The sequence below is a fragment of the Pseudohoeflea suaedae genome (assembly GCF_004354915.1).
GTDB classification, from domain to species: domain Bacteria; phylum Pseudomonadota; class Alphaproteobacteria; order Rhizobiales; family Rhizobiaceae; genus Pseudohoeflea; species Pseudohoeflea suaedae.
This window is the reverse complement of the sequence record NZ_SMSI01000001.1, coordinates 1360860-1387006: the sequence shown is the minus strand read 5'-3', so window position 1 is coordinate 1387006 and position 26147 is coordinate 1360860. Positions and strand designations below refer to the sequence as shown.

The 26147-nt window shown below is 60.4% G+C and carries 21 protein-coding genes; 10 read left to right on the top strand and 11 right to left on the bottom strand.

Annotated elements, in window-relative coordinates; genetic code table 11:
• The first annotated feature begins 179 nt into the window (after positions 1 to 179).
• From E2A64_RS06475 to E2A64_RS06460, 4 genes are all read left to right on the top strand, one after another.
• A complete protein-coding gene (locus E2A64_RS06475; protein ID WP_133283571.1) occupies positions 180 to 1778 on the top strand; it encodes a glycosyltransferase family 2 protein in 1599 nt (532 codons plus the stop codon).
• The gene (locus E2A64_RS06470; RefSeq protein WP_133283570.1) at positions 1775 to 3052 is read left to right on the top strand and encodes a glycosyltransferase family 4 protein; all 1278 of its coding nucleotides are present in this window, start codon (positions 1775 to 1777) and stop codon (positions 3050 to 3052) included. Before E2A64_RS06475 ends, E2A64_RS06470 begins: the two co-directional genes overlap by 4 nt.
• 133 nt (positions 3053 to 3185) lie before the next feature.
• Positions 3186 to 5207, top strand: coding sequence for a glycosyltransferase 61 family protein (locus tag E2A64_RS06465; protein ID WP_133283569.1), 2022 nt, complete (start codon positions 3186 to 3188; stop codon positions 5205 to 5207).
• Positions 5207 to 6046: a sulfotransferase family 2 domain-containing protein gene (locus tag E2A64_RS06460; protein ID WP_133283568.1), complete on the top strand. Its 840-nt coding sequence runs from the start codon at positions 5207 to 5209 to the stop codon at positions 6044 to 6046. Before E2A64_RS06465 ends, E2A64_RS06460 begins: the two co-directional genes overlap by 1 nt.
• A 13-nt stretch (positions 6047 to 6059) precedes the next feature.
• On the opposite strand, the gene E2A64_RS06455 is transcribed toward E2A64_RS06460, so the two are convergent.
• Together E2A64_RS06455 and E2A64_RS06450 are read right to left on the bottom strand one after the other, a co-directional pair.
• The gene (locus tag E2A64_RS06455) at positions 6060 to 6653 is read right to left on the bottom strand and encodes a hypothetical protein (protein WP_133283567.1); all 594 of its coding nucleotides are present in this window, start codon (positions 6651 to 6653) and stop codon (positions 6060 to 6062) included.
• A 300-nt stretch (positions 6654 to 6953) separates the two neighbouring features.
• The gene (locus E2A64_RS06450) at positions 6954 to 8390 is read right to left on the bottom strand and encodes a DUF2793 domain-containing protein (RefSeq protein ID WP_158285701.1); all 1437 of its coding nucleotides are present in this window, start codon (positions 8388 to 8390) and stop codon (positions 6954 to 6956) included.
• Between the two features lie 157 nt (positions 8391 to 8547).
• Between E2A64_RS06450 and E2A64_RS06445 the strand changes: the two genes are divergently transcribed.
• The 4 genes from E2A64_RS06445 (at position 8548) to E2A64_RS06430 (ending at position 13222) form a co-directional block, all read left to right on the top strand.
• Positions 8548 to 9339, top strand: a complete 792-nt coding sequence (locus tag E2A64_RS06445; protein ID WP_133283565.1) for an ABC transporter permease — start codon at positions 8548 to 8550, stop codon at positions 9337 to 9339.
• Between the two features lie 112 nt (positions 9340 to 9451).
• Entirely contained in the window at positions 9452 to 10180 is a 729-nt protein-coding gene (locus E2A64_RS06440; RefSeq protein WP_133283564.1) for an ABC transporter ATP-binding protein, read from the top strand.
• A 43-nt stretch (positions 10181 to 10223) separates the two neighbouring features.
• A complete protein-coding gene (locus E2A64_RS06435; RefSeq protein WP_133283563.1) occupies positions 10224 to 12428 on the top strand; it encodes a glycosyltransferase family 2 protein in 2205 nt (734 codons plus the stop codon).
• Positions 12425 to 13222, top strand: coding sequence for a sulfotransferase family 2 domain-containing protein (locus tag E2A64_RS06430; RefSeq protein WP_158285700.1), 798 nt, complete (start codon positions 12425 to 12427; stop codon positions 13220 to 13222). Before E2A64_RS06435 ends, E2A64_RS06430 begins: the two co-directional genes overlap by 4 nt.
• Positions 13223 to 13315: 93 nt before the next feature.
• Here the strand turns inward: E2A64_RS06430 and E2A64_RS06425 are convergent, their stop codons facing one another.
• The 9 genes from E2A64_RS06425 to cysD all read right to left on the bottom strand — a co-directional run bounded on the left by E2A64_RS06425 (position 13316) and on the right by cysD (position 22643).
• Positions 13316 to 14275: a hypothetical protein gene (locus tag E2A64_RS06425; protein WP_133283561.1), complete on the bottom strand. Its 960-nt coding sequence runs from the start codon at positions 14273 to 14275 to the stop codon at positions 13316 to 13318.
• On the bottom strand, positions 14272 to 15168 hold the full coding sequence (gene rfbD / locus E2A64_RS06420) for a dTDP-4-dehydrorhamnose reductase (protein ID WP_133283560.1): 897 nt from the start codon (positions 15166 to 15168) through the stop codon (positions 14272 to 14274). Before rfbD ends, E2A64_RS06425 begins: the two co-directional genes overlap by 4 nt.
• Complete coding sequence (rfbB, locus tag E2A64_RS06415) at positions 15168 to 16232, bottom strand: dTDP-glucose 4,6-dehydratase (protein WP_133284289.1); 1065 nt, start codon at positions 16230 to 16232, stop codon at positions 15168 to 15170. The genes rfbD and rfbB overlap by 1 nt, the downstream gene beginning before the upstream one ends.
• Positions 16232 to 16810 (bottom strand): dTDP-4-dehydrorhamnose 3,5-epimerase, encoded by a 579-nt coding sequence (gene rfbC / locus E2A64_RS06410; RefSeq protein WP_133283559.1) that lies wholly within the window; start codon positions 16808 to 16810, stop codon positions 16232 to 16234. The genes rfbB and rfbC overlap by 1 nt, the downstream gene beginning before the upstream one ends.
• A gap of 12 nt (positions 16811 to 16822) precedes the next feature.
• The gene (rfbA, locus tag E2A64_RS06405) at positions 16823 to 17698 is read right to left on the bottom strand and encodes a glucose-1-phosphate thymidylyltransferase RfbA (protein ID WP_133283558.1); all 876 of its coding nucleotides are present in this window, start codon (positions 17696 to 17698) and stop codon (positions 16823 to 16825) included.
• A 99-nt stretch (positions 17699 to 17797) separates the two neighbouring features.
• Positions 17798 to 18718: a glycosyltransferase family 2 protein gene (locus E2A64_RS06400; RefSeq protein WP_244598164.1), complete on the bottom strand. Its 921-nt coding sequence runs from the start codon at positions 18716 to 18718 to the stop codon at positions 17798 to 17800.
• Between the two features lie 215 nt (positions 18719 to 18933).
• Complete coding sequence (gene cysQ, locus E2A64_RS06395; protein WP_244598163.1) at positions 18934 to 19800, bottom strand: 3'(2'),5'-bisphosphate nucleotidase CysQ; 867 nt, start codon at positions 19798 to 19800, stop codon at positions 18934 to 18936.
• A 33-nt stretch (positions 19801 to 19833) separates the two neighbouring features.
• Positions 19834 to 21738 (bottom strand): sulfate adenylyltransferase subunit CysN, encoded by a 1905-nt coding sequence (gene cysN / locus E2A64_RS06390; protein ID WP_133283557.1) that lies wholly within the window; start codon positions 21736 to 21738, stop codon positions 19834 to 19836.
• Entirely contained in the window at positions 21738 to 22643 is a 906-nt protein-coding gene (gene cysD, locus E2A64_RS06385) for a sulfate adenylyltransferase subunit CysD (protein WP_133283556.1), read from the bottom strand. Before cysD ends, cysN begins: the two co-directional genes overlap by 1 nt.
• A gap of 497 nt (positions 22644 to 23140) precedes the next feature.
• Here cysD and E2A64_RS06380 point away from each other — a divergent pair, with 497 nt between their 5' ends.
• Positions 23141 to 25066 carry a nucleoside-diphosphate sugar epimerase/dehydratase gene (locus tag E2A64_RS06380; protein WP_158285699.1) on the top strand — a complete coding sequence of 642 codons (1926 nt, stop codon included), beginning with the start codon at positions 23141 to 23143 and terminating at the stop codon, positions 25064 to 25066.
• Positions 25067 to 25236: 170 nt separating this feature from the next.
• Positions 25237 to 26145, top strand: coding sequence for an MBL fold metallo-hydrolase (locus tag E2A64_RS06375; RefSeq protein ID WP_133283554.1), 909 nt, complete (start codon positions 25237 to 25239; stop codon positions 26143 to 26145).
• The last annotated feature ends 2 nt before the right edge of the window (positions 26146 to 26147 follow it).

Genomic DNA, 26147 nt, shown 5'->3' with positions numbered 1-26147 from the left:
CGGGCGTTTTTCCCAATGCTAAAGCCGTGATATGGTTATATCCAGATACAACCAGACCTCCTCTCCAGCCTTTACGCCTCCCCCATACTGTGGCATGCGATACATGGATCACGGGGCTTAAAAGACAGGCGGACAAACACGCTGTGAACATCAAGCGGCTAGCGAAAGCGGTTTTCAAATTGTTGCCAGAATTCATCCAGACACCGCTGCGGCGCGCGTTTGCCGGGCACGGAATTACGCCGGCCCGGGCCAAGCGCGCCGCCAAGAAAGATCTTGTGACGGTCGCCGACACGGCGGACCTCGCCGCCGGTGCGGGTGCAGGCGCCGGTGCAGGCAGGGCAGCGGTTTCCCAGCCGGTTCCGGAACCGGAGGCCGCCGCCCGGCTGCCGGCGCCGCGCGGGCATCTGGACATGGTGATCCGCTGCCCCGACGATTCGGTGATCGTCGTCGGCTGGGCGCTGCCCTCCGGCTCGCCGCTGCTGATGGTCGAAGGGGCCGGCACGACGGCCTGCCTGACGGACTCCTTCTCCTCCTACCGGCCCGACCTGACGGGGCCGTTCGGCGGCGAATTCGGCCCGATGGCGGCCTATGGCGGCTTCATCCTGCGGCTGCCCAGGCAGACGACGGCGCCGGCCAGCGTGGCCCTGTCGCTGGCGTCCAGCGGCAGGATCATCCATTCGGTCAAGGCCGAGCAGATCGGCGCGCAGCCCATCGAACTGGCGCGGCGGCTGTTCTCCGTCGATACGCCGCCGCATCTGCTGACCGAACGCTTCTCGACCACCGACCTTCCGGCGATCGCCGCGGCGATGAAGGAGAACGAGCGGATCGTCGAAACCTATCCGGTCGAGCGCTGGCAATTCGGCGAGGCGCCGGTAGCGCCCGCGACCAGTCTCATCATCCCGCTCTATGCCCGCTGGGACTTCGTCGAGCACCAGCTGCTGGCCTTCTCCCGCGATGCCGACATCCTGTCGCGGTGCGAGATCATCTATGTGGTGGACGATCCCAACATCCTGCCGCACTTCCTGGCACAGGCGCGTGAGCTGAGCGAACTCTACGGCGTGGCCTTCACCATCGTCTGGGGACAGGTCAATCGCGGCTATGCGGGGGCCAACAATCTGGGCGCCGGCCAGGCGCGCGGCGACAAGCTGATCCTGATGAACAGCGACGTCATTCCCGACGCGCCGGGCTGGGCGGCGACGCTGACCGACCTGCTCGATGCAAATCCCGGCTTCGGCGTCATCGCGCCGCGGCTGATGTTTCCCGACGGCGGCATCCAGCATGCGGGCATGGCCTTCCAGTGGGATGCGCGGCTGCAGGTCTGGCTCAACGACCATCCGCTTCTCGGGCTGCCGCGGGAAGCCGACCCGACGGTCGGACTGAGCGAAAGGCAGGCGGTGACCGGGGCCTGCATGGTGCTCCGGCGCAGGGAGTTCGAGGAACTCGGCCGCTTCGACACGGGCTACCTGATCGGCGATTTCGAGGACAGCGACCTGTGCCTGAAATACCGCGAGCGCGGGCTGCTGCCGGGCTATTGCGCCGATGTGGAACTCACCCATCTGGAACGCCAGTCGCTGCGCAGCGCCGGCGATCCCGGCTTCCGCCAGAAGGTCACCATCCTCAACGCCGTGCGCCACCAGGAACGCTGGGGCGCGACGATCGCGCGGCTGGCGGGCGGCGGGCTTACGAGCGGGGGACTGGCGGGCGGGGGGCTGGCGGGCGCCGGACTTAAGGGCGGGAGACTGCTCGGGCAGGACGACGGCAAGGAGAACCGCCCATGACGCGGCCCGAGACATCTGCGGGCAAGCGCATCGCCATCATCGCCCACGGCCACCCGGATTTCAGCCTCGGCGGCGCGGAAATCGCCGCCTACAACCTGTATCTGGCCTATCGCGACCATCCCGAGATCGAATCCGCGGTCTTCCTGGCCGCACACCGGCGCCCCGGCGAAGGCCCGACCAACATGATCACGCCCCGGCGGCCCGGCGAATATCTGTGGAGCCGGGAAATGATCGACTGGCACATGTTCAAGGGGTTCAACCGGCTGCAGGCCAACCAGCGCTTTGCCGCATGGCTCGAAATGGTGCGGCCCGACATCGTGCATGTGCACCATTATGCCCATATGGGCATCGAGATGTTCGACACCATCCGCAAGACCTGCCCGGACACGCAGATCATCCTGACGCTGCACGAGTATCAGGCGATCTGCAAGAACCACGGCCAGATGGTCAAGACCGGCGAAGGCACCAGACTGTGCCTGAGGGAATCGCTCGAGGACTGCCACCGCTGCTTTCCCTCGCTCAGCCGCGAGGATTTCTGGCTGCGCAAGAATTTTATCCAGACCCATTTCTCGGTCATCGACGGTTTCGTGGCGCCGTCGGATTTCCTGCGGCAGCGCTATGTCGACTGGGGCATCCCCGACGACAGGATCACCACGATCGAGAACGGCCAGATCCTCAACGCGCCGACGCCGCACCGCGAGGCCGGGCCCGGGGGCGCGCGCAACCGTTTCGGCTTCTTCGGCCAGCTCAACCCGTTCAAGGGCATCGACGTCATGCTCGAGGCGCTCGCCATCACCATCGAACAGGACGCGGCCCCGGTCCAACTCGAGGTGCACGGCGCCAATCTGGAAATGCAGGCGCCGGAATTCATCGAGAAGATCCTGGCGTTGCGCGACAAGCTCTTGCCCACCGGCCGGCTGCAATGGCACGGCCCCTACGAGCAGGAAAACCTCGCCGCGCGGATGCGCAACATCGACTGGGTTGTCATGCCCTCCATCTGGTGGGAAAACTCACCCATGGTGATCCAGGAAGCCTATATGCACCGCCGCCCGGTCATCGCGTCCAATATCGGCGGCATGGCCGAGAAGACGGCCACGGGCACGCCGGAGACGCATGTGGAACCGCGCAGCCCGTTGGCGCTTGCCGAAGCGATGACGACGCTCGCGGCCGATACGGCCCTGTGGGAGGAAAACGTCGCGCGCATCCCCCCGCCGCTCACCAACACCGACAGTGCCGCCGCGCATCTGGCGTGGTTCGGAGAGATGGCGAGATAATTACTCTGTGTACCCATTGGGAACACGATGAGTCGCTACACTTCAAATCCGGCCCATAGATTGCCCGCCTTCATCGTGCTTTATTGGCTCCGAATCTGAACTCATCCCTTTCCAATTCAACCAGAGAACAGCAATGAATAGTTTGGCAATCGTCATGATGCAGCGAAACGAAGGAGAGCTTCTCTCTAGCTGGATCAAATATCATCAGGATATCGTAGCCCCCGAAGATATTCACATACTGGATAACAATTCAGATGACATATCTACATTGTTTTACCTTTCCGAAGCTAAAAAAGCTGGCTGCAATGTAACTTATGGAATTGAGGATTTCGAAAAGAAAGGGAGAATTGTTAGCGAACTTATCGGCAATCTTACTGAGACATATAAATATGTCGCCCCCTTGGATTGCGATGAATTCATCGGCGTTCTGGATAACTCTTTTCAATTCCAAAATGATATCGAGAGCATCATATCAGAACTCGACCGATCATCAGGAGAACTTGAAATCTATCTCCGCGTGCAAGAGTCCATCTGGAACATCCCCTTTAGCACCAAAGGGTACCACCTACCGATTAAGAAAATTATTGTTTCGAGAATGAGAAATCCACGACTCGACCTCGGATTCCACTTATATGATTGGTACACGAATGGTCCGACCGTTCCTCCGGAGACAATTCGCACGTCACGTATTTGCTACCTCCATTATCACAACGGGCCATTTGAGAGAGTTATTACATCGGCACGACGCAAACTTGCTCAGCGCCTAGATGGCTTTACCAAAAAAGACTTCGAAAACTACAAAGGTGCAGGAAAGCATCTTTTGAGATACTTTACTATTAGCGAACAGGAATACATGGAGAGCTTCCCTCAAGCGACCCACGACCTAAGCGCAGCATTTCTTAATAAAGGCGGAGACATGCCCTTTGTGGCGAGGGACATATTGCTGCGCACGGCGAAAACATGGTCCGACAACAATCACGCGCTACAGCTAGCAAAATGGACGGAGATACCGAAGGCGGAGGTGAACGAAACCCCTCAAGGCCCGACGATAGTACATTTGGCTGAGGCTGGGACCGCTACAAGGAAGCCGCCATTCGCGGTCCATGACCCCGAGGAACTGGGGTTGTGTGACAATCTAAGAAACCCCATTGAGGTTAAAGTCAGTTCACGTGAAGTTCTAGTGCTGCCCCGTTCACGCCTATTCGGCCAACGGATGCTAGCCTCCAACGGGCACCTATATAGTGACTTTGAACTAAACTCGAACCACATTGACCGGTATATAAACAACCGGTTTGACGTGCGGCAAAGCGAATATCAGCTTTCAGCGGGCGCCGATGGTTACTGGTCCAACAAACTTCAAAGCGACCCGATTAAGATTGAAGGGCGGACGGCACTCGTCAGCTCCTCTGAACCCGTGAATTACGGCGCCTGGCTAATTCGGGTGATTCCGAAGATCGAGGCGGTGAGACGCCTATTCAAAAGCGACGTGCGCTTTGCCGTTTTTGCAGAGCGGGATTGGCAACGAGAAATCCTTTCGCATTTGGGGATAGGAGAAGACAGACTCATACGTCAGCATTTCGGAAAGACCTATGAGCTTGAGCAAGCCGTTGTCCCCAACTGGCCTAATAGACACAAATACCTCGACACCCATACGTTGCAAGCGTTAGGGCACATTCGCGACGAGGCGCTTGCTAGCGACACTCGGACTGACCGGGCGAAGGCGATTTATGTTTCAAGGCGGTCATGGGGAGCGGCGGCTCCAAGCGCTATAAAGCGCAGAGAATTTCTCAATGGGGAAGAATTTGAGATTGCACTAGCATCGCGCGGGATCAAAATTGTAGAGCCGGAAAAAGATGGCTTCGAGGAAACCATCAGGAATTTTGCCTCTGCCGAACTCGTAATTGGCCCACAAGGATCAGGCTTGTTCAATTGTGTGTTCTGTTTTCCCGGCACGACAGTGATCGACATAGAACACTTGCCGAATTTCTTAGAAGGCCACTCGAACCTGTTCGCGAGCTGCAATCTGAATTATGCGCTCATTGTTGCAAGAGCCATTGATGACGCAGGTGCAGACCCTGTGCATCGGTCGTTCAGCTTAAACATCCCAGCAGCCTTGGCATTTATCGACGGCATTTTAGAAGGGAGATACCGCTGATGGTCTCTTCGATCTTTACCAACACACCCCTTACTCAGTCTGAACTGCGATATATTATACGGGTCCGAAAACCACTATTTGATCAAAAATTCCCCTTAGTGCTCATGTGGTCGGAAAAATCCGGGTGCACGACAGTAGTTCAGTGGTTCTTTTGGCAAATTAATGAGCTAGAGAACGCAAGGAATTATTCGAGCTGGATCCACAACTATGAAAATTACGTCTTTAAGAAGCGCGAAGATTACTACGACGAACTACAATCATCGCTTGTCAATCAGGACAAGCCTCTAATCAAGTTTGTACGAAACCCCTTTCAACGAGCTGTCAGCTCCTATCTATTATTGCTAGGCAATGAGGGGATAACACAGCCCAATCATTTCGTTTCAAAAACTTGGCCTAAAATTCGTCTCCACTTCTATGGAAGCGAAACTGACAGTCGCGGCATTTCTTTTAGAAATTATCTTCATTGGCTTCAGGCGAACGGGGTTGCAGCAGGCGATGTCAACAATCATTTTGCCCAGCAGTACATTGAGGGCGAAGAGCACTTAAGTCCCCGATATGTAAAAATCGAAGATATGGCCAATGTGCTTGCGACCCTAGAGAATGAAGCCGGCCTGCCGCGCGGGCCCGAATTCCTATATGGAAAACAACACCAGTCACCGTATGGCGACAAACGGATGAGTGCCGCAGATGAAGCATTCAAGGAGGGCGACAGAAACCGAACAAAAATTCCGAATTGGAAATCTTTCTACGATCTCGACACTATAAATATGGTCCGCGACCTATTTAGCGCGGACTTCTCCCTCTATGAATATAATACAAATCTAGATATTGACGCTTAGTCTGCCAAAGCCTCTATCCCCACAGGACAGAATATCTAGCAATGTACTCTGCAATCTCCCTCTGATCTTCAACGCGCTCAGCACGGAACACGGCTAGCCGCCCGTATCCCTCAATTATATTACAGAATTTCTCAACGATGTGATAGTGTTCGCGATCACGATAATCATCGAACAAAATTTTCGTCCCCTTTTCGCATGCCATCAATGTGTATAGAAACGATGCCACTCGAAATCGTCCGTCAATTAACACAAGATCTGGCTTGAGTTTAGCTCGATCAGCCATATGCCAAGGCTTACACATATACTGCCAGAACTTGGTCACATGAGTGCGATCAATTGGCGACCCCCAATCGCCGACTGGACCAATATCGCAGTGCTCAATCATCAACTGATTAGGTGTAGCGGTTTGAACGGAAGTTCGAATCGTGTCTGACCATCGCTTATCTGAATCGATCGATACGACGTGCGGCACTTTAGCAGTTTCCACGGCATATATGGTTGAACCACCGCTACCATACTCAAGATAGCATTTTGATTTCCCAACGCATTCCTTAAAGACAGTGAGGCCCTCAGGCTCCATGTGCGGCAGTGATGGCAATTGAACCATAGCGGCGTCTCCTATCGAGTTCTATTGTTGGGACTTCGGCGAGAAACGTGATCGTTCGAAATGCTCCGCCCCTTAGCTTGTTTTTCAGGCGGCACTACGAGCCACCTAATATCTAAACAATTTTGCTCTTGCTCGCTGTCTTTATGCCTATCCAGATCATGGCGCTCAATCTTAAATGCAAATTCATTTGACCGTTGCAGTTCAGCCAAGTTGGTTTCGACCAATCGTGAACTCGCATGACAAAAAACCGTACGCTGCAACTACAGACACATTCCAGTTCGCGGCTCCTTCGCCGCAGCCTCAAGCAAACACGCCCCCGCTTTGCGTCGTTCCGGCATTGTCGTTCGGGAAATAGCTCGCGCCGCCGCCATTGGTGTGCACGATGGCATTGGTCTGCACCACATGGCGATAGCCGCCGAGGGCTGCGCCGTTGAAGGTGTTGGCATAGGCGAAGACGATGCCGCCGATGCTGGCGAGGGCGAAGATGCCGACATTCGGTGATGCGGTGAGGTCTATGCTGGCACCCTCAATCGTCAGATATCCGTTTCGCGACGCCATGAGCAGGGTATAGCACTGATCCGCCACGACCAGCGTGCCCTTGACCTCCACATAGGCGTTGACGCTGGCCATGATCGTGTGGGTGCGGCCTGCACCCGACATCTTGTTTCTGGTCGCAAGCTCGATGCGTGCGCCCGCGAGTGCGCGGACAAGGTTCGTGGTCGTCGTGCGGGTGACATGCAGCCCCTCCAGAGCAATTTTCGTCCCCGCATTCTGCACATCGATGACCGCTGAGGAGCCCGGATTGTCGCGGATTGTGCAATTATCGGGGGTGTCGGTGTCGCCGCGCAGGACGATCCGTCCGGCGCCGACCTGGGGATCGAGCACCTCGAAACCCGCATAAGCGCCCGAGGCGAGCTGTATGGTGATGTCGAAGCCGCCGAGATCGAGCGTGCCGTAAACAACATCAACAGCCTTCTGCAGGGTGGCGAAGGGGGTGGCGGGGGTGCGGCCGTCATTGGCGTCGTCGCCGGCCGGGGCGACGTGATAGCTACGCGGGGCTGTAAGTTTCTCGCGCACGCCGCCCGAGGGAAAGGCGATCCTGCCCGTGCCCGCCTCGACCGTCAGCGCCTCGCGCCAGGTCACCCCGTCGGCGCTGACCTTGACGACGAAATCGTCGCTGCCGGCGGTTCCCATTTCGGCACGTCCGCTCCAGCCGGTCTGGAACACCAGCGAGGCGGTGCCCGCTTGCGCCTGCCGGTTGAGCACGGCGCGTATGTCGCCGCTGCCCGGCGTCACGTCGTCATGGCTCAGCAGCACCGCATCGGACTTCACCGCCAGGCGGTTGGTCGCGTCGGCATCGGTATTGACGCCGAAACGCGGCGCGCGCGCCGTCTCCACCGCCGCCGTCCAGCCTTCGCCGGGGCGATAGCGCAGGAGCGCCTGTTCGTCGTCGACATAGGCGAGCCAGCCCGGCCCCGGTTCATGAAAGGCCCAGGCGCCGTCGACGAAATGGGCCAGCCGGTCCTCCCGCCCGCTCCATGCGCCCGCCGCGGGGGCGGCCACGATATAGCGCGCACCGGGGGCCGGATCATCCGGCGGGGCGGCCAGCGTGCGGCTTGCTGCGGCGGGCTGGACGAGGGCATCGAGCGCGTTGAGCGCCTCGTTGTGGGTGACGTGTTTCTGCGCCTGCTGCGGCATGATAAACGGCAGGGCCAGATTGGGTGTCGCGTCCGTCATCGGCGTGTCCTTGCGTTGGCGCCGCCCCGGCGGCAGCTTCGCGCACAGCCTAGCGCGGGCGCGGGCAAGGTGGACGGAACGGTCCCGCGCCACGCATTGCCACCGCGCGCATGGCCGTGGTAACTGCCCGAATTCCTTGCAACCGGAGGGCGCCGACATGGCTTCGCCATTTGCCGAGGCGATCGGCGATTTCCACACCGCACTGAAGATGCGCCCCGTCTGGATGGCGCTCGCGCAGGAGGATATCGGCGAACAGCACCGCCGCACCACGCTGGGGCCGTCCTGGCTTTTGATCAACTACCTTCTGCTGGTGGGCACCTTCATCGTGGTCTTCGGCTACCAGACCGATCCGCGCGCCTTCGCCCGCTACGCGGCCAGCGGCATGCTCGTCTGGCTCTACATCACCGACATCGTGACGCTGTCGACCTCGCTGTTCGTGCGCGAGGCGAGCTTCATCAAGGGCACCCGCCTGCCCTTCTCGGTCTATGTGCTGCGCCTGCTGATGCAGGCGATCATCCGCTTCGGCTACATGGCGCTCGGCTGGGCCGGGATCATGATCCTGACCGGCGCGCCGGTGAGCCCCGGCTGGCTGTGGATCGTGCCTGCGCTTGCCGTCATCCTGCTTGCCACGGTGCCCGCCATCATCGTCTTCGCCGTCAGCGGCGCGTTCTTTCCCGACCTGCAGTTCATCATGCAGAACCTCGTGCGGGTCGGCATGTTCCTCACCCCCGTCTTCTGGGGAATGGACGGCAGGATCGCCGGGCTGCGCGGGCATCTCTACACGTTCAACCCGTTCACCCATTTCCTCGAGATGTTCCGCGAGCCGGTCCTTCACGGAACGTTACCCGTGCCATCGTTCGTCATTTGCACCGCCATCACCTTGGCGTTATGGCCCATGGCTCTCTACCTGCTCGGCAAGACGCGCAGGCAGATCGTTTTCGTGGTATGACGCACAAGTTGAACTGAGTGATTCCCGTTACCTCAAGTAGCGCGAGCCGGCTCCGGCCGCCGTCCCGCAGGTTGTGGCGGCGCGGGCAGAAGGTGAAGGAAGCGACCCTCCGATGAGCGGTGCATCGATCAAAGCGAGCGAGATCGGGCTGACCTACAGGCTGATGAGGCGCCTGTCGTTCGCCCGGGGCCGCCATGCGCCCGTGCATCACCGCGTCGAGACGGAGGGACGCAAGCAGTTCGTCACCGCGCTCGACGGTGTGAGCTTCGAATTGTCCTCCGGCGACCGGCTCGGCCTGATCGGGCACAACGGCGCGGGCAAGACGACGCTCCTGAAGGTGCTTTACGGGGTCTACGAACCCACCTCCGGCTCGGTCGACATCAGCGGGCGCGTGGACGCGCTCTTCAACATCAATCTGGGCTTCCGGCAGGAGGCGACCGGGCGCCGGAACATCGTGCTGCGCGGGCTGGTGACCGGCTGGAAACTCGACCAGATCGAAGCCAGGATGGACGAGATCATCGCCTTCAGCGAGCTCGGCGACTTCATCGACATGCCGCTGAAGACCTACAGCGCCGGCATGTCCGCCCGCCTCGCCTTCTCGATCGCCACCAGCTTCGACCCGGAAATCCTGCTGATGGACGAATGGATCGGCGCCGGCGACGCGGATTTCCGCCAGAAGGCGCAGACGCGCATGCGGGAGCTGACCGAAAAGGCGGGGATCATCGTGCTCGCCAGCCACAGCAAGGAGCTTCTCGGACGGGTCTGCAACAAGGTCATGACGCTGGAGGACGGCGCCATCAAGTCGCTTCAGTCGATCGACGAATGGAAGGCCGCGCAATGAGATTTGGGACGCCGGGCCGGTGAAACCGCTGTCGCACCCATCCATGACCGCACTCGACGGCCTCGAGCGCGACGGCGACCTGTTCACGGTCACCGCCGGGCGACCCGAGATCTCGATCGAGCCGGACCGGCCCTTTGCCGCCGGCTGGTACCGGATAAGCCTGATCTTCGGTGCGCAGGTGGCGGGCGGCCCGCGCATCGTCTTCACCACCGGCGAGGACGGGGAAAGCTTTCCGGTGTGGCTGCAGACACGCGGCGGACGCAGTTTTTCGGCGCTGTTCCGCCTTCCCGTGGAGGCCCGCCGCATCAGGATCGAGCCGGACGGTTCCGTCGCCTCCTTCCGGATCGAGGATTTCCAGGTCCGGCGGCTTTCGAGCCCGGAAACGTCGATGCGGCTGGGGCTGCATGCGACGCGGATCTTCCTGCGCGATCCGGCCGGCTTCGCCCGACGGCTGCCGGAATACTACACCGCGCTCCGCCGCCTGCAGCCCATCCATCTGCGCGAGGGACGCGCGGCGCGGCAGAGCTCGGTATCCTACAAGACCTGGATCAGCCGGCACGACTTCGATCCGGCCGTCGATGGGGACGCGCTCCGTCGCGAGATCGAGGCCATCGCCGCGCCGCCGCTGATCAGCATCGTGATGCCGGTCTACAATACGCCGCGGCACTATCTCGATGCCGCAATCGAATCCGTTCGCGCCCAGATTTATCCGCATTGGGAGCTTTGCATCGCCGACGACGGCTCGACAGCCGGGCATATCCGTCCGCAGCTCGAGGCCTGGCGGCAAAGGGACGAGCGCATCAGGGTCGTCTCGCGCGAGACGAACGGCCATATCTCCGAGGCCACCAATTCCGCCTTCGCGCTGACGTCCGGCGACTGGATCGCGCTTCTCGACCATGACGACATCCTCCGCGAGAATGCCCTGGCCGAGGTCGCCCTGCAGATCGAGCGCGCCCCGGCGTCGCAGGTCATCTATTCCGACGAAGACAAGATCGACGACCGCGGCAACCGCTTCGACCCCTATTTCAAACCCGACTTCTCGCGGGAACTCTTCCGCTCGCAGAATTACCTCAACCATCTGACGGTCCATCGCGCGGACAACATCCGTGCGGTCGGCGGCTGGCGGACCGGCTTCGAAGGCAGCCAGGACTACGACATCACCCTGCGCATATTCGAGCGGGTCGGCGCCGAAGCGATCTCCCACATCCCCAAAATCCTCTACCACTGGCGCGCGGCCAGCGGCTCCACCGCAGCCGCAGGCTCGGAGAAGAGCTACGCCTACGAGGCCGGGTTGCGCGCCCTGCAGGAGCACCTGGACCGCGCCGGCATCCCCGGCACCGCCGAGGAAGCGCCGGAGGTCCCCTATTACCGGATCCGCCTGCAGGTTCCCCAACCCGCTCCCCTCGTCAGCCTGATCATCCCGACGCGCGACAAGGTGGACGTCCTGCGCTGCTGCGTGGAATCGATCCGGGCCAGGACCGACTATCCCAACTACGAGATCACGATCGTCGATAACGGCTCGAAGGCTCCGGAAACACTCGCCTATTTCGACGAGCTCCGCCAATCGCCTGGCATCTCGATCCTTCCCCATGACGCGCCGTTCAATTTCTCCGCGATGAACAATCGCGCGGCCTCGCAGGCCCGGGGCGAGATCCTGGGGCTGATCAACAACGACATGGAAGTGATTTCACCCGCCTGGCTGACCGAGATGGTCTCATGGGCTTGCCGCACGGAGATCGGCTGCGTCGGGGCCAAACTCTTCTATCCCGACGGCAGGATACAGCATGCCGGAGTGATCACCGGAATCGGCGGCGTCGCCGGACATGCTCACAAGTATTTCCAGCGCGACGATCCGGGCTATTTTTCCCGGCTCAAGCTCCTGCACAACGTCTCCGCCGTGACCGCCGCGTGTCTTGTCATCCGGAAATCCGTCTACGAGGAGGTCGGCGGGCTGGACGAGCGATCTCTGCAGGTCGCCTTCAACGACGTCGATTTCTGCCTGAAGGTCCGCGAAGCCGGTTACGCGAATGTCTGGACACCCTATGCGAAGCTCTATCACCACGAGAGCGTTTCGCGGGGCTCCGAGGACACGGTCGAGAAACGAAACCGCTTTGCCAACGAAACCGAATTCATGATCAGGAAGTGGGGTGCGGCATTATGGAACGATCCCTATTACTCGAGAAACCTGACCCTGGAGCACGAGGATTTTTCCATCGGCTCACACCGGCACGGCGCCTACCAGCCATGAGACGGTCGGTATTCTTTCTCCACATTCCCAAGACGGCCGGGACGTCCTTCAACTCCGTCTTCCGGCCCGAGTTCGGCTGCGACCGGTTTTTCGACCACTGCGAAAGCAGGCCGCCGACGATACTCAAGGAAATCCAGCAGGATGAGCAGCCGTTCTTCGCGTCCGGCCATATTCAGTTCACCCATTGCGCCTCCCTCATCAGGAACCCCGGCGTATTCAGCTTCACGCTGGTCCGGGAACCGCGGGCGCAACTCAATTCCCACCTGAACTGGGTGAAGGCCTATGGCGACAGGCGGAAGCCGGAGCGACTGAAAGAGATCGCACCGAAGATAGCCGAACTGGCCAGGCAGCTGTGGGATGTGGACCTCAACGATATCGATCGCATCCGCCCCATTCTCGACAACGATGTCGGAATGAGACTGTTTGACAACTCCCAGACCCGCTACCTCCGCCAGGTGACAAAGACCAGGTCGATCACGCAGGAGTGCTTCGAGACCGCGCTGAAAGCCTATGACAGCTTCAGCCTCGTGGCGACGATGGAAGATATCAGATCGGCAAATGCCTATTTGAAGAGCCTCTTCCCCCGTATCAAGCTCGTCCATCACGAGAACAGGTCGCGACTATCCGGCGGCATCGACTTCGACAACGCGAAGTCGCGCGAGTTCTACGAGAGGTTCATCAATTACGACCGGAGGCTCCACCAGTCATATCTCGAAAGATCCCGGGAGGACTTCTTCCCCGCACAGGAAGCCCGGCCGAAACTCATGAACCGCTTTCGCGCTCTTCTTCGCTGACGGAAAGCGCATCAGACCGCGTTCACGTGGCGGCGAACTGGCCAGCGATCCGAATGAGGCCGACATCACTTCCCATGCCGCCCGGGAGGGACATCAGAGCTTTTCTCCAGCCTCGTTCCACACACCGAAGTGCCAGCAGAATTCGTTGAAACTCGGCGTCCGGACCGGATCGACCATGGCGGGATGAGTGGCGGAAATGACATTGCACAAGGGGCCATGCACGAGGATCTTGTAGCCGTCATCGACATGCCGCGCTATGAAGCCTCGCCCGCCTCGCCACGTATCCCTGGGCAGCCTCGCCCAGATATCCTCGTGGATGTCTTTCATCGAGTGCCAGCTGCCATCCTCCATCACGGCCCCGAATTCGCCTGCCTCGAACCGGCGCTGCGCTTCCAGCACGGCATCGCGCAATTGGTCTGCCATTGCCTCCATCTCCGCAAACCTCTCGGAGGGTATGACGATCACACCCGGTCTGGGGAAAAACGGTCCCTGAACGAGGCCGGCTGCATTACCCGCCAAAATCGTTGCCGCGACGAGGACGACACCCGACAGCATCGCCAAGGCCAGCGATCCGGGCGAAGGTCGGGGACAGCTGGCGACATCTCCGTCCGAGCCGGCCCGGTCATCGGCCGGAATGGCAGCCGCGAAGGCTTCCGGTCCGCCTTCGCCTGCAGGTTCAGCATCGTCGTATCGAGCGCTCTTGTCTTCCGATGAACGTTCGGAGGGGTTGCTCAAACCGCTCTGTGAAACGGAAGCCTGGAGAGGCTTCGACTGCGGCCCGGCGTTACTCTCATTGACGAGGTCCATGATGGCCGCGTCGACTGCCCTCTCCAGAGCCTCGGGCTGGTCAGGACTCGTGCTGCGCATGACATCAATGCGTTCAACAAGCCTTGCCTTCACCTTCCGCAGGGCCTCGGCCTTTGCGGTTTCGCGATCCATCCCTTCCGACAGATTTCTGGCGAAAGCCGCATCGTAGCCACGCCTGAGTATCGACGCCACTCCTTGTACCAGAGTGGGGTCCAGCGCCGTTGCGCCATCCTCATTGTTTGTCATATCGCCGCGTCTGACTTTCTTATCCTCGACAAGACCTTTTCAATATTCGACCGGGTCGGTGAGGTTCGGAAGCCGAAAGTAGCAGCAAAGGCGGATCCATCAAGTCGTGAATTGGCCGGGCGACAAGCTTTCGTAGGGTATTCTACTGTCGAGATGTTCACGACTTCGGGCCGCTTGCCGCCGAGGGCTGCACTTTCGGCAAATATCATGCGGGCGAAATCGGCCCAGTTCATGGCCTCGGGGCCCGCGAGATTGTAGGTTCCGGCCAAGCGATCATCCGCACTCGCGGAGATATGATCCACCACAGCGAGAATGCCGCAAGCGATGTCCCCCGCCCATGTCGGATTGCCGTATTGATCGGCAACCACGCGCAACTCGCTTCTCGTTTCTGCGAGATGCAGCATGGAGCGAAGAAAATTCCGGCCGAAGGCGCTGTATACCCATGCCGTGCGCAGGATCACATGGCTGTTCGGCGCGGCCTCGCGTACAGCCTCTTCGCCCTGCAGCTTGGATTGACCATATACGCTTGCAGGCCCTGTCGGATCCTCCTCGCGCCATGGCCGGGTGCCGAAACCGTCATAAACATAGTCGGTGGAAAGATGAATGATCCAGGCGCCGGCCCGCGCCGCTTCGTCTGCGAGGATACCGGGCGCCTCGCCATTGATCCGCCGGGCCAGTTCGGGCTCGTCCTCCGCGGTATCGACGGCCGTATAGGCGGCGGCGCTGACGATGATATCAGGCGCATGCTCGCGTATGGCCGCGCGGATCGTCTCGGGACTTGCGAGGTCGAATTGCGGCCGGGACACAAACACGAATTCCTCCGACCGCCCTTGCGCGGCCTCAGACAGCGAGCGGGCAACCTGGCCGTCCCGCCCTGTCACGAGGATGCGCATCAGCCCCTGCCCCCCGCCGTACCAAGACGCTGCCCTGCCAGCCGGTTGTGCAGCGGGCGCCACCACCATTCGCTTTCGAGATACCAGGCCACCGTTGCCGCCAGACCGGTTTCGAAACTGTGCGCCGCCGTCCAGCCGAGTTCGGTTTCGATCTTGCCCGGGTCGATGGCATAGCGACGGTCATGGCCGGGACGGTCGGTCACCATCTCGATCAGCCTGGCGTAACTGTCGCCGCCCTTGCGCGGCTTCATCTCATCGAGGACTTCACAGATGGCGCGAACCACGTCGATGTTGCGGCGTTCGGCGCGCCCTCCGATATTGTAGCTTTCTCCGAGCCGGCCGTTGCGCGCCACGGCTTCCAGCGCTGCGGCGTGATCCTCGACATAAAGCCAGTCGCGAATGTTCTCGCCCTTCCCGTAAACCGGCAGCGGCTTCTCATCGAGCGCATTGAGAATGACCAGCGGGATCAGCTTTTCCGGGAAATGGAAAGGACCGTAATTGTTCGAGCAATTGGTCATGACGACCGGCAGCCCGTAGGTGCGGTGCCAGGCTCGAACGAGGTGGTCGGAGGCGGCTTTCGATGCGCTGTAGGGAGATGACGGATCGTAGGGCGTGTCCTCCGTGAATATCCCCTCATCGAAAGGCAGATCGCCGAAAACCTCGTCGGTGGACACGTGATGAAAGCGGAAACGGTCGCGACGCTCGCCGTCGAGACTTTCCCAATAGGCGCGCGCGGCCTTCAGGAGCCGGAAGGTGCCGACGATGTTGGTCTCGATGAAGGCCTCGGGACCATCGATCGAACGATCGACGTGGCTTTCGGCGGCGAGATGCATGAGGACGTCTATTTGCTCGTCCCGCAACAAGGCCTCGATCGCATCCTCGTTGCAGATGTCGGCCTGCACGAACCGGTAGTTCGGCTGATCCTCTATGGACCGGAGGGATGCAAGATTGCCGGCATAGGTGAGCGCGTCGACATTGACGACCCGGTTGCCCGGATCAGCAGCCAGCCGGCGGCAGACGGCCGAACCGATGAAGCCTGCCCCGCCGGTGACAAGAAATCTCATCATTCGCTCCTGTCCGCTTGGTAGACAAAGCCCGTTTCCATTTCCGAGAGCGGGCCGGCTGCCGCGTCCTTCGACGACAGGACGGCCTTGCCGGGGGCGAGTGGCCAATCGATCCCTAGTTCCGGGTCGTCGAAGCGGATCGCCCGATCATGCTCCTTCGAATAGAAGGCGGAGACCTTGTAGGCCATTTCCGTGTCCGCTTCGAGCGTGACGAATCCATGGGCGAACCCCGCCGGCACGAAGAGCTGGTTCCACTTTTCGGCAGACAGCTCGACGCCAACCCATTTACCAAAGTCGGGCGAGCCCTTCCGGATGTCGACAGCGACATCGAAAACGCGCCCGCGGGTGACACGCACGAGCTTTGCCTGGGCATGGGAAGGAGTTTGAAAGTGCAGCCCCCGGACTGTTCCGACATCGCGAGAGAGCGAGAAATTGTCCTGAACAAAGTCGACAGCGATGCCGCCTTCCTTCCAGAGACGCGCATTATAGGTCTCCGAGAAGAACCCGCGATCATCGCCGAAACGATCGGGCACGACCTCGACGACACCATCGAGCCCCAGATTTTTGAATTCCGGCATCAGGACACCCAGTTAATTTTCGTCTCGCGCGCAACGGCGCAGATAGGCGGCATAATCGGACTTACCCATCTCATCGGCCTGCCTCATGATCTGTTCGCGCGACACCCAACCGTTGAGAAGACCGATCTCCTCGGGGCATGCGATCTTGAAACCCTGGCGATGCTCGATTGTTCGCACGAATGCGGAAGCCTCATGCATGGAATCGGGCGTGCCGGTGTCGAGCCAGGCAAATCCCCGTCCCATTCGGGAGACCGTCAGGTCGCCCCGTTCCAAGTAAGCCCGGTTCACATCCGTGATCTCCAGTTCTCCGCGTCTGGACGGCTTTACGCCTGCCGCGATGTCGACCACGTCATTGTCGTAGTAGTAGAGACCGGTGACGGCCCAATTGGATTTCGGATTGACCGGCTTCTCCTCAATCCCCAGGGCGGTCGAGGTTTTGGGATCGAAGTGTACCACGCCGTAGCGCTCGGGATCCTGCACGAAGTAGGCAAAGACCGTGGCCCCGCTCGGCTTTGCGGCAGCGCTCCGGCATTTTTCGGAAAGCCCCGCTCCGAAGAAGATGTTGTCGCCCAGGACCAGCGCGCAGGAATCGTTGCCGATGAAGTCCTTGCCGATGATGAATGCCTGGGCCAGCCCATCCGGGCTCGGCTGTACCGCATAGGAAAGATTGACGCCGAATTGCGAGCCGTCGCCCAAAAGCGCCTCGAAGGCGGGCAGATCACGTGGGGTCGAGATGATGAGGATGTCCCGAATTCCCGACAGCATCAGCACAGTCAGGGGATAGTAGATCATCGGCTTGTCGTAGACGGGAAGCAACTGCTTGGAGACAGAGACCGTCATCGGATAGAGACGGGTCCCCGTCCCCCCTGCGAGTATGATCCCCTTCATGGTGCACTCCTGCATCTATACAAGGCATGTGAGCCGATTTTACCTGCGAAGCATGAGACAATAATCTGTCAATCGCATGGCCCGAAAAGCCCGGCTTACTTAGAGCAGCCGCATCATGCAAGCTGCGTAGAGGCTTGCCTGGCCGAAAACAGTCTGTCTGTAGACACCTGAGCGCCAAAGGTTGAGCATGCGCAGATGCAGCGACCGATCGCGCGCTTGCCGAAACGTCGAAAGGCATTTCCGGTTATCGTCGGAAAGCAGGTCAATACACAGGTCGAGAGCTGCAAGATTGAGATCGGTCCACCGGCGGAAACGCCCGTTGAACAGCATGCGAAGCCGGGTGATCCTCGAACTCAGGGTAGTGTTGGCCCCCACCAGATTGCCTTCGTGCTGGCGGTAGAGAACATACGGAACCTGCGAGAAAAAAACCCGCCCCCCTGCTCCCGTCACAAGAAGGTAGGTCCACCAGTCGTGGCTTGCAAAGGATGTGCGTGCGGAGGCGGTACGCAGAAGCTCGAAGGCTGCCCGGTTCATCACCATCGTATTGGCGCCGGCGATCGACTGCACAAGCGCATTCCTGAAGACCGGCGGGCGCGAGAACGGCGGGGACATCGAGTGCCGGCCGGGATCCGGAAAGAGTTGTGTACGACCGCAGAACAGGGCGGGCATCGGGATCGGTTGCGCAGCGAGCCAGTTGACCGCTTCGGTCAGCTTCTCCTCGCGCCAGATATCATCCTGATCACTGAAGCAGACATAGGGCCCGCGGACGTCGGCACCATTTATCAGCGAGCGGAAATTTTCCGCAAAACCCGCCTGCGGGCCACGTGCGATCGTGACCCGGCCCTTCTTCCACCGGCGCGAAAACGCCTCCAGGATTTCAAGCGTCCGATCGGTCGATCCGTCGTCGGAAATCACGACATCGACAGACGGCCAAGTCTGCGTTTCCAGTGACTTGAGCTGTTCCTCGATATATTGGGCGCCGTTATAGGTCGCCATGAGGACCGTCACGATATCGGTCACGTCGTCAATCCAATCCAGGACTTTGGTTGATACCGCGCCGCCATTTTCAACCCGTCGCGTTCTTATGATCTTTCAGGCGAGAGCGATCAAGGCCGGCGGCAGGGCCGGATCGTTGACGCAAATTGCCGGAGGTCAAAAATCGAAAATACATCACTTAATCATTATATCGCGATTCTTTATTTCTGCAGCCGGGAAACCGTCGCCATTCGAGATGGTTACCGCGCCGTGCCGCGCACCTCGCCCTTTATCCGCGAAACGCCCTCGCGGCTTGCCGAGATGAAAAATGGATTTGCAAAATCGACGTCGTTTGCCTGGTTGCGCTTGCCGTAGACAAGCGGCTTTTCGTCAAGCGTGATCGTCACGCCGCCGGCAGCCCGCAGAACGGCATCGCCCGCAGCCGTGTCCCACTCCATCGTCCGGCCATAGCGCGGATAAAGATCGGCCTCGCCCTCGGCGAGAAGGCAGAATTTGAGCGATGAGCCGATCGCACTCATCGTCGCGCCGTCGAAGCGGGCGATGAATTCGTCAGTTTCGGGCGTGCGATGGGATACCGAGGCGACGATGCACGGCGGGGCCTGCCACCCGCGGCACACGAGACCACGCGCATCACCAAGGGTGCCGTCGTCTTGCACGTCCGCAGACCATGCATGATGCCCGCTCGCGGCCCAGAGCGTCCGTCGCATGGGCGCGTAGACGACACCGGCGATGGGGCTTCCCCTCTCGATCAAGGCAATATTGACGGTGAAATCCGGACGCCCCGCAATGAATTCGCGGGTTCCGTCGAGCGGATCGACAAGAATGAAGTGATCCCCGAGCGTTGCGGGCACGTGACCGGCAGAAGCCGCTTCCTCGGCAACGACGGGCACGCCGGGACAAGCCTCGGCGAGACCGGCAAGAATCAGCGCCTCCGCTCGCCTGTCGGCTTCGGTGACCGGCGAATGATCGGCCTTTTCCATCACCGCGGCACCACGCGCGCGGATGTCCAGAATGATCTCCCCGGCACGGAGAGAAAGGTCGGCAAATGCCTCAACCATCCTTTCCAGGTCTGCCGTCCCGAATTCGCTTGCATTGTTCATGGTCATCAGTCCTGTCCCGGCTCTCACATCCGGCCCGCCTCAGGCGACAAAGCCGCGCGCCCTCAGCCACGCGATGATACGCTCAACCAGATCCTCCGGCGTGCTGCCGGTCGTCTCCAGGCGCAGATCGGGATTCTCGGGCGCCTCATAGGGCGAATCCACACCGGTGAAATTCCGGATCTCGCCGGCGAGCGCCTTGGCATAGAGGCCTTTCGGATCCCGTCGCGCGCATTCCTCGAAGGGCGTGTCGACGAAAATCTCCACGAATTCGCCCTCGCCGACCAGTTCGCGCGCCATTCGCCGTTCCGCCTGAAACGGCGATATGAAGGAGACCAGGACGATAAGGCCGGCGTCCGTCATCAGTTGCGCAACCTCACCGACCCGCCGGATATTCTCGACACGATCCTCCTCGGTAAAGCCGAGGTCGCGATTGAGGCCGTGGCGGACATTGTCACCATCGAGAAGATAGGTATGGCGACCGTCGGCGTGAAGCCGTTTTTCCAGGAGGTTGGCAATGGTCGACTTGCCGGACCCCGAAAGCCCGGTGAACCAGAGAACGGCCGGCTTCTGGTGCTTCTGCTCGGCGCGGGCGGTGCGATTGATATCGAGCGCCTGCCAATGAACATTCGTCGCCCGCCAGAGCGGATGGGTGATCATGCCCGCAGCGATGGTCGCATTGGTCATCCGGTCGATCAGAATGAAGCCGCCCGTCAGCCGGTTCTCCTCGTACGGGTCGAAGGGAATGGGCTTGCCGAGCGAAATATTGACCACCCCGACGGAATTGAGTTCGAGTGATTTCGCGGCTTCATGTGCGAAGGTGTTGATGTCGAGCGCATATTTGAGAGCACTGACTGTCGCGGGCATCTCGGCGGTCTCGGTCCGCAGCAGGTATTGGCGACCTGGCAGGAGCGGCTGCTCCGCGAACCAGACAAGACGCGCCTCGAACTGGTCGGCGACCTGCGGGCGGTTGTCGGGAGCGACCAGCATGTCGCCGCGGGAAATATCGATTTCCTCTTCAAGCGTGAGGGTGACCGACTGGCCGGCCCGCGCTTCATCGAGATCGGCGTCGCCGAGCAGGACGCGCGCAATGTTGCCCGTCCGCCCGGATCGGGCTTCCACGACCTGATCGCCGACGCGCACCCGCCCCGAGGCGAGTGTCCCGCAATAGCCGCGGAAATCGAGGTTGGGCCGGTTCACATACTGGACCGGGAATCGAAGCGGCGCGGCTTCGGTTGCGTCGCCAACCGGCACATCTTCGAGGTGTTCGAGCACAGAGGGACCGTCATACCACGGCATGTTGCCGGAGCGCTCGACCACATTATCGCCAAACCGGGCGGAGACGGGAATCGGGCGGATGGTTTCGAACCCGAGATCGGCGGAAAACTGCATGTAGTCGGAGACAATGCGGTCAAAAACCATCTTGTCGTAGCCGACGAGATCGATCTTGTTGATGGCAAGCACGATGTGACGGATGCCCAGAAGCGAAGCGATGAAAGAATGACGCCGCGTCTGAGACAACACACCCTTGCGGGCGTCGATGAGCACCACGGCCAGATCGGCCGTGGAGGCACCGGTTGCCATGTTGCGGGTATACTGTTCGTGGCCGGGCGTATCGGCGACGATGAACTTTCGCTTCGGCGTGGCGAAAAAGCGATAGGCCACGTCGATCGTGATGCCCTGCTCGCGCTCGGCCTCGAGCCCGTCGACCAGCAGAGCGAAATCGAAATCCTCGCCGGCGCTTCCGTGACGCCGGGAATCCTTTTCGAGAGTGGCGATCTGGTCTTCGAAAATCAGCTTGGTGTCATAGAGAAGGCGACCGATCAGCGTGGACTTGCCATCGTCCACGGATCCGCAGGTCAGGAAGCGCAGCAGCGTCTTGTTTTCCTGCTCGGCCATGTAGGCCCTGATGTCGTCTTCCTCGACGGAGAGCGCGGAACTTGTCATCAGAAGTAGCCCTCCTTCTTCTTCTTCTCCATCGAGCCGGCCTCGTCATGATCGATCATGCGTCCGTGACGTTCCGAGGTTCGCGCGACGAGGGTTTCGGCGATGATGGCCTCGAGAGACCGGGCCTCGCTTTCGATGGCGGCGGTCAGCGGATAGCAGCCGAGCGTGCGGAATCGAACCATCCGCTCCGTCGCGACCTCCCCGGGAGCCAGGGCCATGCGCTCGTCGTCGCGCATGACGAGCATGCCGTCACGCTCGACCACCGGACGGCGGGCGGCGAAATAGAGCGGCACGATTTCGATATTCTCGCGCAGAATGTACTGCCAGATGTCCAACTCGGTCCAATTGGAGAGCGGGAACACTCGAATCGATTCACCCCTTGCGATCCGCGTGTTGAAGGTTTTCCACATTTCCGGTCGCTGGTTCTTCGGATCCCAGACATGGCCGGCCGAACGAAACGAGAAGATCCGCTCCTTGGCCCGGGACTTTTCCTCATCGCGGCGCGCGCCGCCGAATGCCGCGTCATACCCGCCCGCATCGAGAGCCTGACGAAGGGCGACAGTCTTCATGATGTGGGTGTGCATCGACGAGCCGTGACTGAACGGACCGACCCCTTCAGCCATTCCCTCCGCATTCTTGTGGACAATCAGGTCGATGCCCTTCTCCGCTGCCATTCGGTCGCGGAACGCGATCATCTCGCGAAATTTCCAGTTCGAATCGATGTGGAGAAAGGGGAATGGCGGCTTGGCCGGCGCGAAGGCCTTGAGCGCCAGATGCAACATGACCGACGAGTCCTTGCCGATCGAATACATCATCACCGGGTTGGAAAATTCGGAGGCAACTTCCCGAATGATATGAATGGCTTCAGCTTCGAGGCGCTGAAGATGTGTCATCGGCTCGGCCATGGATACCCTGCTTCAGTCAATTCCGGTGAACGTGCAATCTCTCTTGCAAACTTGCATCGTCTCTTGCCAGCACGCCAGCATTGAAACAAGCCTCTTGCCCAACCGTATCCGGCCGCCCGGCTCTGACGCTGAAATCCGGATTTTCAGGTGGATATCCAGAAAATCGCTGTCGGAAACCAAAACTTAGCACTTTCAATTAGAAAAGTGCCAATTAGAAAAATGCGATCTCTGACGGCCGGGCGTTTCGCCTGAGCGTGAAAACGTGGCCTGTGCCGCCCCTGCGCCGGACCAAAATCAACAACCAACAACCTTCACGAGATGACCCGCGGTCTCATTTGTAATAGGTTGCAGATAGAAAATGAATCATTATATTCCGCAATTGTGATGCAACTGCTAATTTTCCCGGGTATGCATTTCTCAGCTTCCCCGATAGACCAGCGTCACCAGCAGGCAAACGGGACATCTCCGAGATGGTTTCAAATTCCAGGCTACTGCGGTTGAGTGCCCTCACCTACGATTTGTGTGTCTGCCTCTTTGCGTTTCTGTTCGCCAATATCATCGTCCACACCTCCGGATGGACGGTAACGGTTTCCAGCCCGGGCCTTAAGACCCTGTCTTTCGTCGCCGCCGGTGCGCTGAGCATATTCGCGATGCGTCTGAACCGCGGCGTCTGGCGCTACGCCTCGATCCCCGACATCATCGCCATCGTCAAGGCGGCTTCGATCATGGTCGTCCTCTATATGGTGGGGGCTTTGCTCGTCACCGGGAGTGACGACGTATCGCGACTGGCCATGTTCCTGACCTGGCTGTTTGTGATTATCGGCATGGGCAGCGGCCGCATTGCCTATCGCGTCCTCAAGGAGGCCGTGCTGATGCCGCATCTGCGGTCGCAGACGCTCTCCTCGAACGTCCTGCTTTATCCGCTATCCGACACCACGGACGCCTATATCCGCACCCTGCGCCTGCTTCACACATCCGAGCGCAACGTCGTCGGTGTCGTGGATCGAAACCCGGCCTCGAGCCGCCGCGTTCTTCAGGGCGTGCCTGTGATCGGCAATCTTCGATCGCTTTCGAAGACCGTCAAAGTGCTGGAAGCGCGCGGGCAAAGCGTTTCCGAGTTGATCGTCACGGATCCCGAGGTTTCGGGCGCGGAAATGGCCGAACTGCTGGAAAGCTGCAACGAGGCATCCCTGACCATCAAGCGCCTTGCGTCGCCGCTTCCCGGCAAGGACCTGCAGTTGGACAATCCGACCATCACGCCGAACCTGGTTCGCCTCGACGACCTTCTCGGCAGGCAGGAAGTACCGTCGGATCCTGTCGCGATGCGCGCGTTTCTCACCGGAAAATGCATCCTGATCACAGGCGCGGGCGGCTCGATCGGTTCGGAACTCGCCAAGCAGATCGCGGAATTCTCGCCGGCCCGGCTGGCCCTTCTGGATTCGAGCGAGCAGAATCTCTACGACATCGAGCGGGTGCTGCGGCAGGAGCATCCCGACCTGCCGATCGGCCAGCTTCTGTGCGACGTCCGGGACGTGGCTCGCGTCGACACGATCATGCAGCGTGAAAACCCCGACATCGTCTTCCATGCCGCCGCGATCAAGCATGTGCCGATCGCGGAAGCCAACCCGCTGGAAGCCGTCAAGACCAATGTATTGGGCACCGTCAGCGTCGCCGACGCCGCGGTTCGCGCTGCGGTCAAGGCGTTCGTGCTCATCTCCACGGACAAGGCCGTAAACCCCTCCTGCATCATGGGGGCGGCCAAGCGCGCGGCCGAACTCTATTGCCAGGGCCTCGATATCACCAATTCGGTCACGCGCTTCCGCATCGTCCGCTTCGGCAACGTGCTGGGCTCGGCCGGTTCCGTCGTCCCGCTGTTCCAGGAGCAGATTGCACAAGGCGGCCCCCTTACCGTGACAGACCCGGACATGGAACGTTACTTCATGACCGTTCAGGAGGCCGTTCACCTCATTCTCGAGGCAAACTCTCACGGCATCGACGAAGGCAGCCAAAGGGGTGCCGTCCTTGTTCTCGAAATGGGCAAGCCGGTCCGTATTCTCGAACTGGCGCGCCGCATGATCCAGCTCGCCGGCTTCATTCCCGGACGTGACATCTCCATCATGTTTACCGGCATGCGCCCGGGCGAGAAGATATCCGAAGAGCTGCTCAACGCGAACGAGGACGACATCATCCAGCGACGGAAGGGCTATTTTGTCGCCCGCACGCGGACTGTCGATTGGCGCACCCTGAACGGATGGCTCAGCGATCTTCGCCACTCCTGCCAGGAAGAGGACTGGCATGGCGTCCTGCAGACGCTCAAGACCATAGTTCCCAGCTACACGGCGCTGGACAATGGCCGAGTCTCCGAGGTCGCAAGTGACAATCCGGACCGGTTTCCCGTCTACTCCAGCCGTCACCTGCACTGATCCGCACGATCTCGCGCAGTCCTCGATCTCCCGGATCCCGCACTTGCCTCCCGCACTGGTAAAGGTGCAGGGCAAGCGACTATGGTGCCGGCGGTCGCATCTGCCGCTCACGCACGGCGCGCAGGTCGACCGCTCCGCCCAGCATGTCCAACGACCAGGATGGCATTCACTTGAAAGACCCCGAATTCGATCGCGCCTTCGAGGCGGCCCATGGCCAGTCCGTGTCAGTGGAAGACGGCATATTGCGGGTGACGGCGCCGAACTCGGGCCCGCTCACATTCACCGGCACGAACAGCTACGTCGTCGGCACCGACACTCTCGCCGTCATCGACCCGGGGCCGGAGGATGAGAGCCATTGGCGCACGCTCCTTTCGGCCATCGGCGGGCGACCGGTCAGCCACATCTTCGTCTCCCACACCCACAAGGACCACTCGCCGCTCGCATATCGCCTGAAAGCTAAAACCGGCGCCACGATCGTCGCCGAGGGTCCGCACCGGGCGTCCAGGCCGCTTCACGACGGCGAGATCAATCCGCTCGAGGAAAGCTCCGACATGGACTTTCGGCCCGATATCGCGGCCGCCCATGGCGATGTTTTTCACGGCGACGGCTGGGAGATCGAGGTTCTGCACACGCCCGGCCACACGGCCAACCATGCCGCCTTCGCCGAACGCCGCGCCAATGTCCTGTTTTCAGCCGACCATGTGATGGCCTGGGCGACCACCATCATCGCGCCGCCGGATGGCGCGATGCGCGATTTCATGGCCTCGCTCGACCTGCTGATCAAGCGCGACGACCGGATCTACTATCCGGGCCACGGCGGCCCGGTGCAGGCGCCGCAGAAATTCTCCCGCGCGCTCAAGGCCCACCGGCGGATGCGGGAAAGCGCAATCCTTTCGCGCATAGAGAAGGGCGACAGGACGATCCCGGAAATGGTGGCGGTGATCTATCGCGACACCGACAAGCGCCTGCACGGAGCCGCCGCGCTTTCGGTGCTCGCGCATCTGGAAGATCTGGTCGAGCGCGGCCGGGTGGTCACCGATGGGCCGCCGGCGCTCAGGGGCGTTTACCAACGCGGCTAGCG